We start from the raw sequence: 381 nt of genomic DNA on the forward strand, positions 1-381 counted from the left end.
GTCTATTAAACTAAATGCCTTCCTCGCTACCGAAAGAACTTTACAACCCGAAGGCCTTCTTCATTCACGCGGCATGGCTGCGTCAGGGTTGCCCCCATTGCGCAATATTCCCCACTGCTGCCTCCCGTAGGAGTCTGGGCCGTGTCTCAGTCCCAGTGTGGCTGGTCATCCTCTCAGACCAGCTAGAGATCGTCGGCTTGGTGAGCCTTTACCTCACCAACTACCTAATCCCACTTGGGCTCATCCTATGGCATGTGGCCCGAAGGTCCCACACTTTAATCTTTCGATATTACGCGGTATTAGCTACAGTTTCCCGTAGTTATCCCCCTCCATAAGCTAGATTCCCAAGCATTACTCACCCGTCCGCCACTCGTCATCAAA

At 52.5% G+C, this 381-nt stretch carries 1 rRNA gene; it reads right to left on the reverse strand.

The annotated features are described in order from the left end of the window. A 16S ribosomal RNA gene (locus HMPREF2750_RS07130) occupies nucleotides 1-381 on the reverse strand; the annotation flags it as partial.

Source organism: Haemophilus sp. HMSC066D02 (assembly GCF_001810545.1).
GTDB lineage: Bacteria > Pseudomonadota > Gammaproteobacteria > Enterobacterales > Pasteurellaceae > Haemophilus_D.